The sequence below is a fragment of the Streptomyces sp. NPDC059582 genome (assembly GCF_042735715.1).
Classification (GTDB): Bacteria; Actinomycetota; Actinomycetes; order Streptomycetales; family Streptomycetaceae; genus Streptomyces.
Map to the genome: position 1 here is coordinate 49850 of NZ_JBHWCC010000054.1, position 12574 is coordinate 62423.

Annotated in this window: 9 protein-coding genes; all 9 read right to left on the minus strand. The window is 67.3% G+C overall.

The features are described 5' to 3' along the window. Positions 1-7 precede the first annotated feature (7 nt). The 9 genes from ACFV0T_RS33890 to typA all read right to left on the minus strand — a co-directional run bounded on the left by ACFV0T_RS33890 (position 8) and on the right by typA (position 12380). The gene (locus tag ACFV0T_RS33890) at positions 8-994 is read right to left on the minus strand and encodes an ABC transporter permease (protein ID WP_385787786.1); all 987 of its coding nucleotides are present in this window, start codon (positions 992-994) and stop codon (positions 8-10) included. After that, positions 987-1910 (minus strand): ABC transporter permease, encoded by a 924-nt coding sequence (locus ACFV0T_RS33895; protein WP_385787789.1) that lies wholly within the window; start codon positions 1908-1910, stop codon positions 987-989. Before ACFV0T_RS33895 ends, ACFV0T_RS33890 begins: the two co-directional genes overlap by 8 nt. Positions 1911-1916: 6 nt before the next feature. Further along, positions 1917-3551 (minus strand): ABC transporter substrate-binding protein, encoded by a 1635-nt coding sequence (locus ACFV0T_RS33900; RefSeq protein ID WP_385787792.1) that lies wholly within the window; start codon positions 3549-3551, stop codon positions 1917-1919. Between the two features lie 240 nt (positions 3552-3791). Further along, positions 3792-4913: an ABC transporter ATP-binding protein gene (locus ACFV0T_RS33905; protein WP_385787795.1), complete on the minus strand. Its 1122-nt coding sequence runs from the start codon at positions 4911-4913 to the stop codon at positions 3792-3794. 13 nt (positions 4914-4926) lie between these two features. After that, the gene (locus ACFV0T_RS33910) at positions 4927-5988 is read right to left on the minus strand and encodes an ABC transporter ATP-binding protein (RefSeq protein ID WP_385787798.1); all 1062 of its coding nucleotides are present in this window, start codon (positions 5986-5988) and stop codon (positions 4927-4929) included. A gap of 15 nt (positions 5989-6003) precedes the next feature. After that, entirely contained in the window at positions 6004-6981 is a 978-nt protein-coding gene (locus tag ACFV0T_RS33915) for an ABC transporter permease (RefSeq protein ID WP_385787801.1), read from the minus strand. A 98-nt stretch (positions 6982-7079) separates the two neighbouring features. After that, the gene (locus ACFV0T_RS33920) at positions 7080-8885 is read right to left on the minus strand and encodes an ABC transporter substrate-binding protein (RefSeq protein ID WP_385787804.1); all 1806 of its coding nucleotides are present in this window, start codon (positions 8883-8885) and stop codon (positions 7080-7082) included. Positions 8886-8987: 102 nt separating this feature from the next. Continuing rightward, complete coding sequence (locus ACFV0T_RS33925) at positions 8988-10034, minus strand: ABC transporter permease (protein WP_385787806.1); 1047 nt, start codon at positions 10032-10034, stop codon at positions 8988-8990. Positions 10035-10472: 438 nt separating this feature from the next. Beyond that, the gene (gene typA, locus ACFV0T_RS33930) at positions 10473-12380 is read right to left on the minus strand and encodes a translational GTPase TypA (RefSeq protein ID WP_385787809.1); all 1908 of its coding nucleotides are present in this window, start codon (positions 12378-12380) and stop codon (positions 10473-10475) included. Between the last annotated feature and the right edge of the window lie 194 nt (positions 12381-12574).

Genomic DNA, 12574 nt, shown 5'->3' on the forward strand with positions numbered 1-12574 from the left:
GTCGCCGTCACCTCAGCTTCGGGTCGAGGGCGTCGCGCACCGCGTCGCCGAGCATGATGAAGGCCAGGACGGTCAGCGCCAGCGCCCCGGAGGGCCACAGCAGCGCGTGCGGGGCGTTGCGGATGTACGGGGAGGCGGCGGAGATGTCGATCCCCCAGGACACGCTCGGCGGCTTCAGCCCGACACCGAGGTACGAGAGGGTCGCCTCCAGCGCGATGTAGGTGCCGAGCGCGATGGTCGCCACGACGATCACCGGCGCCACCGCGTTCGGGGCGATGTGCCGCAGCAGGAGCCGGGAGTTGGAGGCGCCCAGGGCGCGGGCCGCCTGGACGTAGTCGTTCTGCTTCGCGGTGATGACGGAGCCGCGGGCGATGCGGGAGATCTGCGGCCAGCCGAGCAGCACCATGAACCCGATGACCGGCCAGACGGTGTTGCTGGTGACCACGGACAGCAGGACCAGACCGCCGAGCACGACCGGGATCGCGAAGAAGACATCGGTGATCCGGGACAGGATCGAGTCCCAGAACCCGCCGAAGAAGCCCGCCAGGCCGCCCAGGACGCTGCCGAAGAGCGCGACCCCCACCGTGGCGCAGACGCCCACCGTGACGGACGTACGGGCCCCGTAGACCGTGCGGGTGTACACGTTGCAGCCCTGGCCGTCGTAGCCGAACGGAGCGCCTCCCTGCGAGCCCTGCTGGGCCTTGGCGAGGTCGCACTGCAGGGGGCTGCCGGAGGCGATCGCCGAGGGCCACAGGGAGATGAAGACCAGGAAGAGGATGACCAGCGAGGAGACGATGAAGACGGGGTTGCGGCGCAGGTCGCGCCAGGCGTCGGACCACAGCGAGCGGGGCTTGCCCGCGGGGCCGGTGCCCAGGGGACCGCCCGGCGTCTTCTCCAGGGTCTCCGCCTCGCTCGTGGCGAGGTCCATGGCCCCGCCCATGCCGGTCGCGGCGATGGCGCCCTCGGGTGCGCCCCGGTCCTGGGGGTCAGGCATAGCGGATCCTCGGGTCGAGTACGGCGTACAGGAGGTCGACGAGCAGGTTGGCGACCAGGAAGACGAGCACGAGAACGGTCACGAAACCGACGACGGTCTGGGTGTTCTGGCGGACGATGCCCTGGTAGAGCTGGTAGCCGACGCCGTGGATGTTGAAGATCCGCTCGGTCACGATCGCGCCGCCCATCAGGGCGCCGATGTCGGTGCCGATGAAGGTGACGACCGGGATCAGGGAGTTGCGCAGCAGGTGCCGGGTGATGACCCGGTGCCTGGGCAGGCCCTTGGCGGTCGCCGTGCGGACGTAGTCGGAGCGCTTGTTCTCGGCGATGGAGGTGCGGGTCAGCCGGGTGACGTAGGCCAGGGAGACGGACGCCAGCACCAGGCCCGGCACGATCAGCTCGCCGAAGGTGGCGTCCGGGGAGACGGACGGTTTGATCCAGCCCCACTCGACGCCCAGCAGCAGCTGGAGCAGCAGACCGGTGACGAAGGTGGGGACGGAGATCACGACCAGGGTGAGCAGGAGCACCGCGGTGTCGACGGGCCGGCCCCGGCGCAGGCCCGTGACGACACCCAGGGTGATCCCGATGACGATCTCGAAGATGATCGCGACGATCGTCAGCCGGATGGTGACGGGGAACGCCGCGCCCATCAGCTCGGTGACCGGCTGGCCGTTGAACGCCGTACCGAAGTCGCCGGTGAAGACGTTCCCCATGTAGGTCGCGTACTGCTGCCAGACCGGTTTGTCGAGGCCGAACTCCCGCTTCAGCTGGGCGGCCGTGGCGGGGTCGCACTGCCGCTCGCCGCACAAGCCCGCGATGGGGTCGCCCATCACGTTCACCATCAGGAAGATCAGCAGGGTGGCGCCGATGAACACCGGGATCATCTGGAGGAGGCGCCGGACGACGTAGCGTCCCACGACGGATCAGCCGACCTTGATCTCGTTGTACACGGGGACGGAGAACGGGTTGAGCTTGACGTTCGAGAGCCGGTCCGAGTAGCCGGCGCTGCCGTTCTGGTACCAGAGCGGGATGGCGGCCATGTTGTCCCGGACGACCTTCTCGGCGTCCTGGAAGGTGCTCACCGCCTTGGTCGTGTCCGTCTCGGCGTTGGCCTTGTCGACGAGCTTGTCGAAGTCCTTGTTGGACCACTTGCCGTCGTTGGAGGAGGCGTCGGTGTAGTAGAGCGGCTGCAGGAAGTTCTGGATCAGCGGATAGTCCATCTGCCAGCCGGCGCGGAACGGGCCGGTCATCTTCTTGTCGCCGATCTGGTTGCGGAAGTCGGCGAACGTGCCGACCGGGTTGCCGACGCAGGCCTTGTCGTCGCCGAGGGCGTTGTTGATGGAGTTGCACACCGCGTCGACCCACTGCTTGTGCGAGCCGGTGTCCGCGTTGTACGTGATCTTGACCTGGCCGCCGGGCAGGCCGCCGCCCTCGGCGATCATCTTCTTGGCCGCGGCCGGGTCGTACTTGCAGCTGTCCCCGCACAGTCCGTCCTGGAAGCCGCCGGCCTCGCCGAGCACCGGTGAGGTCCAGTCGGTGGCCGGGGTGCGGGTCTTCTGGAAGATCGTGTCCGTGATCTGGTCGCGGTTGATCGCCATCGACAGGCCCTTGCGGACCTTGTCCGAGTCGGTCTTGTTCCAGGCCTTGTCGTAGAACGGGAAGGCGAGGGTCTGGATGATGCCGGCCGGGGTGTTGATGTACCGCCCGCCGAGGTCGTTCTTCACGTTCTTGAGCTGGGCGGCGGGCACGTCGTCGACCAGGTCGAGGTTGCCGGCCAGCAGGTCGGTGTAGGCGGTGTTGTTGTCGGTGTACACCTTGAGGGTGACCCCGTCGTTCTGCGCCTTGTCGTCCCCGGGGTAGGCGTCCCACTTCTTCAGGACCATCTGGGAGCCCTTGGCGTACGAGTCGATGGTGTACGGGCCGTTGCCGATCGGCTTGCTCACCCAGGCCGCGTGGTCGCTGAAGAACGCCTTCGGCAGCGGGGCGTAGGCCACGTATCCGAGGGTGTCGGGGAAGGTGGAGAACTTCTGGCTGAGCTTGACGGTGAAGGTCTTCGGGTCGACCACCTTCAGCCCTGAGAGCTTGTCGGCGCTCTGCTTGCCACTCTCCGGGTGAACCTTGTCGTAGCCGGCGATGTAGCCGAAGAAGTACGCGTTCTTCTGATTGTTCTTCAAGCTGGCGCCGTAGTTCCAGGCGTCCACGAAGGACTGCGCGGTGACCGGCTCGCCGTTGCTGAAGGTCCAGCCGTCCTTGACGGTGATCGTGAAGTTCTGGGAGTCCGAGGTGACGATCTTCTCGGCGAGCATGTCCTCGGCCTTGCCGGTCTGCGGGTCGTACTTCTTCAGGCTCCGGAAGATCATGTCGAGGACCTTGCCGCCCTGCACCTCGTTGGTGTTGGCCGGCTCCAGCGGGTTCTGCGGGTCTCCCCAGGAGGAGCTGAACACCCCGCCGCCGCCTCCGCCGTCGCCGCCGCCGCTCCCGCCGCCTCCGCAGGCCGTAGCCGCGAGCGCTACCGCCGCCGCGCAGACGACTCGTTGGGCGTGCGTGGCTCCACGCATGGGGTGCCTCCTCAGGAACGCGCATGACTGCGCTGGGCCGCCAGCGCCGAAACGCTGATCCTTTATCGGCCAATATCGCCTCAAAAGGTGCGGCACGCACATGCACTCACCCGTTCGCTCGCCCTCCCGGTGACGGGCCCTCCTCCCCGGCCGGACGCCGGGCGGGCAGGCGGACACACGCGACCGGGGCGGGGGTGGCTTCACCCCCGCCCCGGTCGGCGGTCGCACGTCCTTACGGAGTCACTCCTTGTCGGCCGACTCCTCCAGCGCCCGCAGGGCCGGGTCGAGGACGACGTCCTCGTCACGGGCCTCCGTGGTGGGGTCCTCCGGGAAGTGGCAGGCCGTCAGGTGACCGGCGCCGTTGCCGGAGATCTGCAGCAGCGGGGGCTCCTCCGTGGCGCACTTGTCCTGCGCCTTCCAGCAGCGGGTGCGGAAGCGGCAGCCGGACGGCGGGTGGATCGGGGACGGGACGTCACCGGCGAGACGGATCCGCTCCCGGCCCTCCGACGCGTCGTCGATGCCGACCTCGGGCACCGCCGACAGCAGCGCGTGCGTGTACGGGTGCCGGGGACGGTTGTAGATCGAGTCCCGGTCGCCGACCTCGACCACCTTGCCGAGGTACATGACCGCGACACGCTGCGAGAAGTGCCGGACGATCGCGAGGTCGTGGGCGATGAAGAGGAAGGCGATGCCCAGCTCGTCCTGGACCTTCTTGAGCAGGTTCACCACCTGCGCCTGGATCGACACGTCCAGCGCGGAGACCGGCTCGTCCGCCACGATCAGCTTCGGGTTCAGGGCCAGCGCGCGGGCCACGCCGATGCGCTGGCGCTGACCGCCGGAGAACTCGTGGGGGAAGCGGTTGTAGTGCTCGGGGTTGAGGCCGACGAGCTCCAGGAGCTCACGGACCCGGTTCTCCCGGCCGCCCGCCGGGTCGATCCCGTTGACCTCCATCGGCGACTTGATGATCGAGCCGACCGTCTGCCGCGGGTTCAGCGAGGAGTACGGGTCCTGGAAGATCATCTGGATCTCGGACCGCACCGGCGCCAGCTGACGGCGCGAGGCGTGGGTGATGTCCTGGCCGGCGTACGTGATCTTTCCGGCGGAGGGCTCCAGCAGGCGGGTGATGAGCCGGCCGGTGGTCGACTTGCCACAGCCCGACTCGCCCACCAGGCCGACGCTCTCGCCGACGCCCACGGTCAGGTCGACGCCGTCGACGGCCTGCACGGCGCCGACTCTCCGTTTGATCGGGAAGCCGCCGAAGATGGGGAAGTGTTTCGTCAGGCCCTGGACCTCGAGCAGCGTCTCGGCGGGCGCGGAGTCGGCGGTGCCCTGCTGTGTCGGGAGGGTGAGGTTGTCGCTCATGTCTCGGTTCTCCCTAGCGCAGCCGGGGCTGGATCTTGTCGATGAAGATGGTCTGCTTCTGCTCGGCCGTCAGGTGACAGGCGGCCGACCGGCCCTCGCCCAGCGGCGGCCGGGAGTCGGTGCACAGTGTGCCGGGCACCTCGCTGCGGAAGACACAGCGCGGGTGGAAGGGGCAGCCCGTCGGCGGGTTGAGCAGCGAGGGCGGCGAGCCGGGGATCGGCGTCAGCGCCTCGTTGACGTCGCTGTCCAGTCGCGGCATGGAGCTGAGCAGACCCCAGGTGTAGGGGTGCCGCGGCTCCCGCATGACCTCGCGGACGCTGCCGCGCTCGACGGCCCGGCCCGCGTACATCACGAGCAGGTCGTCGGCCATGTTGGAGATGACGCCGAGGTCGTGGGTGATGAAGATGATCGCGGAGCCGAACTCCTGCTGGAGGTCCTTGAGCAGGTCCAGGATCTGGGCCTGCACGGTGACGTCCAGTGCGGTGGTCGGCTCGTCGGCGATCAGCAGGTCGGGGTCGCACATCAGCGCCATGGCGATCATCGCGCGCTGACGCATACCGCCGGAGAACTGGTGCGGGTAGTCGTCGAAGCGCACCTTGGGCTGCGGGATGCCGACCTTCTCCAGCATCTGCACCGCGCGGTCCTTCGCCTCCTTCTTGGAGGCGCCGGTGTGCTTCATGTACGGCTCGGACAGCTGACGGCCCACGGTGTAGAACGGCGACAGCGCGGTCAGCGGGTCCTGGAAGATCATCGCCATCTTGTTGCCGCGGAGCTGCTCCAGCTCCCTCTCCGTGGCGGTGACGAGTTCCTTGCCGTCGAGGATGATCTCGCCGTCGATCGTGGTGCTGCGCGGGTTGTGCAGGCCCAGGACCGTCAGGTTGGTGACGGACTTGCCGGAGCCGGACTCGCCGACGATGCCCAGGGTCTTGCCGCGCTCGACGTCGAAGGAGAGCCCGTCGACCGCCTTGACGATGCCGTCCTCGGTGGAGAACTGCACCCTCAGATCACGCACCGACAGGAAGCTCTCCGGGCCGGTCGGGGCCGGGGCGTCCTCGGTCTTGGTCAGTGTGGTCACGGTGGTTCGTTCTTCCTAGGAGAGCCGGACGCGCGGGTCGATGTAGGCGTACGCGATGTCGGTGAGGATGTTGAAGATCAGGATGAAGAAGGCACCGAACAGCATGACGCCCATGGTCAGCGGCAGGTCCTTGTGGGAGGCACCGTCCACGGCGAGACGGCCGATTCCCTGGAGGGAGAAGGTCAGCTCGGTCACGACGGCACCGCCCAGCATGCTGCTGATGTCGATACCGAGCACGGTGACGATCGGGATCAGCGCACCACGCCACGCGTAGCGGAAGAACACGTACTTGCTCGACATGCCCTTCGCCCGGGCGGTGCGCACGTGCTCCTCGGCGAGCTGCTCGATCATCGACGAGCGCGCCATACGCGTGTACTGCGCGGTGAAGATCGTGGCCATCACGAGGGTGGGCAACAGCATGCCGGTGAACCAGGTCCACGGGTTCTGGGTGATCGGGTTGTACTGCGGGTTGTCCATCCAGCCCGTGCTGTAGACGAAGATGATCAGCACGATCGGGCCGAGGAAGTAGATCTGGAACGAGCTGAGCACCATCGACGCGCCGGTGGCGATCTTGTCGACCACGGACCCGCGCTTGTACGCGGCGAGCATGCCGGCGCCGACACCGACGACGAGGAAGACGACCGCGCCGCCCGCGGTGAGGGTCAGGGTGGTCGGGAAGCGGTCCAGGATCGTGGACCAGACCTCGTCGCCCGAGTAGAAGGAGACCCCGAGGCACGGAGCGCTGCAGTGCCCGGTCGGGAAGTCACGGCCCATGACGATGCCCGTCATGAAGTCCCAGAACTGCTGCGCGATGGGCAGATTGAGGCCGAGTGCCTGGCGGATGTCTTCCAGTCTCTGGGGAGAGCAGTCCTTGCCACAGGCCAGGGAGGCGTAGTCGGATGGCGCGGCGACAAACAGGAAGAAGGTGGCGGCGCCGAGGAGGAACAAGGTGACGACGGCACCGACTGTGCGCCGGAGGATGAACTGAAGCATGGCGGGAAGGCTGCTCTCTGCGGAGACGGTGGGAGGTTTAGCGGAAGTACGGGGGCGCGCTCCGCCTGGTGCGCGCCCCCGCGATCAGCCGTAGAGAGTTACGACTTCAGGTAGAGCTGGTTGATGTCGATGAGGCTGGAGACCGAGGCGTACCGGGCACCACCGATGTTCGAACCGGAGAGCTGGAACTGCTTCGTGTACCACAGCGGAGCGGCCGGAAGGACCTTCTCCATCAGGTAGTGCTGGGCTTCCTTCCAGGTCTTCGCGGCCTCGGTCGGGTCCTGGGCCAGAGCGGTCTTGATGAGCTCCTTGACCTTCGGGTCCTTCGTGTGCGAGTAGTTCGGCGAACCGTCGGCGACCTGGGCCGGGTCGTAGACCGGCGTGATCACGGTGCCGGGCGACGGCCAGTCCTGGCCCCAACCCGAGATGTAGATGTCGTACGGGTTGTTGAGCTTGCCGATCTGCTCGTAGTAGCTCGCGGCGTCGACCTCCTTGGAGACGACGTCGAAGCCGACCTTGGTCAGGGCGTCCTCGATCGCGACCTTGCGCTTCTGACCGTTCTCGCTGTTGGCGTAGGCGAAGACGACCTTCTTCTCGGCGGCCGGGAGGCTGTTGACGATCTCCTTGGCCTTCGCGATGTTGCCCTGCGGCGTCTTCAGACGGCCGTACGGGTCGTACTTCGCCTCGTAGCCCGGCAGGGTCGGGGCGAAGTAGTTCGGCGCCACGTCGCCGCCGTAGACACCGCCCTCACCGGCGATGAGCGACTTGGAGTTGACCGCGTACGTGATGGCCTGGCGGGCCTTCAGGTCCTTCACACGGTCCAGGTTGAAGGTCAGCTGCATCACGTAGGGCTGGTAGCCCTTGACCGTGCGCTTGCTGACCGCCGGGTTGCCGATGACGTCCTGGATCTGCGTGGCCTCGACGCCGGCGGTGAGCTGGATGGCGTTCTTGTCCGCGCCCTGGTCGGCGATCAGACGCTTGGTCTGGGTCGACTCGGTGAGACCGAACTGGAAGTTGAAGCCGTCCGGGTACTGGTGGCGCACCGAGTCGGTCTTCGGGTCCCAGTTGGTGTTCTTGGTGAGCACCAGGGACTTGCCGATCTTGTACGACGCGATCTTGTACGGACCGGTGGCCACCGGGGCCTTGTCGTACTTCTCCTTGGTGTCCGTCTTCTCCGGGACGACCGCGTAGCCGGCCATGGCCAGCGTCTGCGGCAGGTCCGGGCGGGCGGTGTCGAAGTGGAAGACGACCGTCTTCGCGTCCGGGGTGTCCAGCACGGAGGCCGGCAGGTGCTTGCCGTCGAAGCCGCCGCCCGGGAGGAGCTTGCGGTAGTCCGAGGAGTACTTGTCGCCGGCGAGCCAGGTCTGGAGGTAGGGCGGGCCGTCGAAGATGAACTTGGCGAACTGGCGCTCGACCGTGTGGCGGACGTCGGCGGACGTGATGGCCGCGCCGTTCGCGTCCTTGACGCCGTCCTTCAGCGTGAAGGTCCAGGTCTTGCCGCCGTCGGAGGACTTGCCCGAGTCGGTGGCGAGGTCGCCCACGACCGAGACGTTGCCCTTGCCGTCCTCCTTGAACTGCGTCAGGCGACGGAAGAGCAGGTTGGCGACCTGGCCGGCGTCCGAGACGTAGATCTGGCTCGGGTCGAGGTGGGACAGGCCCGCCTCCTGGTAGACCGCGATGGTGCCGCCGCTCTTGGCACCGGCGACCTCCGCGGCGGGGCCGGTGGAACCGGCGGCGTCGGCGTAGGTGACCGCCTTCGACTGGACCGACGCTTCCTGCTGGTCCTTCTTGGAGTCGCCGGTCGACTTGGAGCCCTTGTTCTCCGAGCATCCGGTGAGCGCGAGGGAGCCGGCCGCGATCGCGACCACGATGGCGCGCGCTCTGCGCGAAGTGAACGACTTCATAGTGGCGTATGCACCTACCTGTCGGTTGTTATCCATGAGTACTGCCTGACGCGGCTGGTAGGCCGACGCGGGGGCGGCAGTCACCCCCCACCAATGGACGATCTACCGCCCAGACTTGGGGTCGAAAGCGTCCCGCACCGAGTCTCCGAGGAGGTTGAAGGCCAGGACGAAGATCACCAGCGCCACACCGGGGAAGAAGATGAACGCCGGATCCTGCTGGGCGTAGGAAGAGCCCGCGGCGAACAGTCGTCCCCAGTCCGGGGTCGGCTCGACGAAGCCGACTCCGGCGAAGGAGAGGAAGGCGATGGTGAGGATGGTGCTGGGCAGCTGGTACGTGAACTGCACCAGGATGGGCGTCACCACGTTCGGCAGGATCTCCTTGCGGACGATCCGGCCCGGCGAGGCGCCGGAGACCTTGGCGGCCTCGACGAACTCCCGCTCCCGCAGGGACAGCACGGTCGAGCGCACCAGGCGCGCCATGCCCATCCATCCCAGGAGCCAGAGCACGATCAGCATCGCCAGCGCGCGGAAGTAAGTGGGGGTCTCCTCGCGCGGGTCCACGAAGAACGCGGTCACCACGGGCATGAAGGCGATGAAGAACAGCTGCTGCGGGAAGGACAGGAAGAAGTCCGTGACCCGGCCGATCCAGTAGTCGGTGCGACCGCCGAAGTAGCCGCCCACCAGACCGATGATGACGCCCGTGACCATCAGCAGACCGGTGACGCCGAGGGCCATGAACAGCGAGGTCCGCATGCCGTACACCAGCATGGCGAACACGTCGCGTCCGTACTGCGGCTCGACTCCGAACCAGTGCTCCCCGGAGAGCCCGCCGAACCAGCCCAGCGGAAGGCCGAAGTCGTCCAGGACCGGCGTGTCCGCGTACGTCGGGTCCTGGCCGTACAGGGTGTACGGGTCGGTCCCGCTCAGCTTGGTGAGCAACGGCGCCAGCAGAGCGACGACGAAGTAGAAAATCACTACCACCGCACAGATGACGCCGGTACGGTCACGCTTGAACCGCTGCCACATCAGCTGGCCGGGGGAACGACCCTCAAGCTTCGTCTCGCCCTTGGCGGGCTCGGGCTTCGACTCGAGCTCGGGGTCCAAGGCGATCGACGGCCCGGAGCCCTCGGCCTTGGCTGGACTGGTCATGTGTGTTCTTCCCCCGGGGGGTTGGAGAATTGGAGCGCAGCACAGAAACCGGCAGGTTCTGTGGTTTGGGGGAACTTTCGCCAAGGAGGTCAACGCGCGTCAAGGGCGGAAGACCTAGGGATCTCCCTATCGTCAATATTTTGAGCAAAAATTGCGACGATTGACACCTGTGCGCGCTTGACATGCGAGACAGTAAACCGTCATTTCGGACATAAGCGAAGTTATTTTTGTTTACATGTCCGAAACTTGACCGCTGAATCTCCGATATCCGAACACCGTCTCAACTGCCCCATAACGCGACCCGAACGCTTCCCGCCACCTCCCAGCCGGCCGCCGCTTTCCCCCTCCATGGGTCTTCTAAACGCGGGCATGACGAAAACCCGGCCCTCCGAAGGACGGAGAGCCGGGTCTCGAAAGCCGCCGCCGAGCGGCGGAACCTCAGCCGTTCTTGGCGCGGCTCGCGGCGCGGGCACGCTCCCGGGCGTCCAGGTTCACCTTACGGATGCGAACGGCCTCCGGGGTCACCTCGACGCACTCGTCGTCGCGGCAGAACTCCAGGGACTGCTCCAGCGACAGCTTGCGCGGCGGGACGATGGCCTCGAACGAGTCGGCCGAGGACGACCGCATGTTCGTGAGCTTCTTCTCCTTGGTGATGTTCACGTCCATGTCGTCGGAGCGCGAGTTCTCGCCGACGATCATGCCTTCGTACACCTCGGTGCCGGGGTCGGTGAACAGCACACCGCGCTCCTGGAGGTTCGTCATCGCGAACGCGGTGACGGCGCCGGCGCGGTCGGCGACGAGCGAGCCGTTGTTACGGGTCGTCAGCGTGCCGAACCACGGCTCGTGGCCCTCGTGGATGGAGTGGGCGATGCCCGTGCCACGGGTGCCGGTGAGGAACTCCGTCCGGAATCCGATCAGGCCGCGGGACGGGACCACGAACTCCATGCGGACCCAGCCGGAGCCGTGGTTGGACATGTTGTCCATCCGGCCCTTGCGGACGCCCATGAGCTGCGTGACGGCGCCCATGTGCTCCTCGGGGACGTCCACGGTCATGCGCTCGACCGGCTCGTAGGTCTTGCCGTCGACCTGCTTGGTGACGACCTGGGGCTTGCCGATGGTCAGCTCGAAGCCCTCGCGGCGCATCTGCTCGACCAGGATGGCGAGCGCGAGCTCACCACGGCCCTGGACCTCCCACGCGTCCGGACGCTCGGTGTCGAGCACGCGCAGGGAGACGTTACCGACGAGCTCGCGGTCGAGACGGTCCTTGACCTGGCGGGCGGTGACCTTGCGGTCCTTGACGGCCGCCTTGGCGTCCGCGCCCTTGCCGGTGCCGCCCCGGCCGACCAGCGGCGAGGTGTTGGTGCCGATGGTCATCGAGATCGCGGGCTCGTCGACCGTGATCAGCGGCAGCGGGATCGGGTTCTCGGTGTCGGCGAGGGTCTCGCCGATCATGATGTCCGGGATACCGGCGACCGCGCAGATGTCACCCGGGCCGGCCTTCTCGGCGGGCTTGCGGGTGAGCGCCTCGGTCATCAGCAGCTCGGTGATGCGGACGCTGGACATCGTGCCGTCGCGCTTGATCCACGTGACGGTCTGGCCCTTGCGCAGCTCGCCCTGCTCCACGCGGAGCAGCGCGATACGGCCGAGGAAGTTGTCGGCGTCCAGGTTGGTGACGTGCGCCTGGAGCGGGGCCGCCTCGTCGTACTCCGGAGCCGGGACGTGCGACAGGATGGTGGAGAAGAACGGCTCCAGGCTGTCGCTGTCGGCCGGGACGGTGCCGTCCTCCGGCTTGGTCAGCGAGGCCACACCGTCACGCGCACAGGCGTAGACGATGGGGAACTCGATCTGGTCCTCGTCGGCGTCGAGGTCGAGGAAGAGGTCGTAGGCCTCGTTGACGACCTCGTCGATGCGCGAGTCGGGGCGGTCCGTCTTGTTGATGCACAGGATGACGGGCAGGCGGGCCTGCAGCGCCTTGCGCAGCACGAAGCGGGTCTGGGGCAGCGGGCCCTCGGAGGCGTCGACCAGCAGGACCACCGCGTCCACCATCGACAGACCACGCTCGACCTCGCCGCCGAAGTCGGCGTGGCCGGGGGTGTCGATGATGTTGATCGTGATGGCGTCGCCGCCGTCCTTCGGGTGGTACTTCACGGCCGTGTTCTTGGCCAGGATCGTGATGCCCTTCTCACGCTCCAGGTCGTTCGAGTCCATCATGCGGTCGTCGAGTGATTCGGCGGCGTGCGCCGCGAAGGCGCCCGCCTGCTTCAGCATGGCGTCGACGAGGGTCGTCTTGCCGTGGTCGACGTGGGCGACGATGGCTACGTTGCGGATGTCGTGGCGCGTGGCCATGGTGTGGCGTACTCCCGGAGTTGAGGACGGCCTGCGCGTACGTCTGTGTTACGCGGGCCCTGCCGGGCTTGACATGCCACGGCCTCACCCCATGGTACGGGCCCCAGGCGGCAGGGGCGCGCCAGGGCATATCCGCCCAGCTCAGGTCCGCCGTTCCGGCGCCCGGGAGGGCGAACGGCCGCCGCCCCGCGTGC